At 56.1% G+C, this 410-nt stretch carries 1 protein-coding gene; it reads left to right on the top strand.

Annotation, left to right across the window (positions count from 1 at the left end; genetic code table 11):
- Positions 1 to 48 precede the first annotated feature (48 nt).
- A partial coding sequence (locus AC1DKR_RS21280; RefSeq protein ID WP_478035156.1) for a hypothetical protein occupies positions 49 to 410 on the top strand: 362 nt, incomplete at its 3' end.

Here is a 410-nt window from a genome sequence, read left to right as displayed (position 1 = left end):
CATTTCGGTTGCTAATTTTATTTGCGGATTACTTAGCGATAAGCTAATATGACGCACGTCCATGAAGTTGACCTTTCCAGACAGGCGCGCCGGGCTTTGAAGGCCATGCCGCGCAACGTTGCCACCCAGATCCGCAGCAAGATCGACATGCTGGCGGGGAATCCGTCTCAATCCGCGCGGGGGCGCCTATCAATGACCGACATCCAATTTATCGAGCAAGATGGCCAGCGGGCCTTTGCAGTCGTGCCGATCGACGTTTGGGACAAGGTGAAGCACCTGTTCGAGGATCTCGACGATGTAGCCCTGTATGACCGTGCCAAGGCGGCCGATGACGTTTGGGACAAGGTGAAGCACCTGTTCGAGGATCTCGACGATGTAGCCCTGTATGACCGTGCCAAGGCGGCCGATGA

The organism is Stenotrophomonas sp. 01N47, from assembly GCF_056399165.1.
Note: the sequence above shows the minus strand (reverse complement) of the source record. Positions and strands in the feature narration are given on the sequence as shown.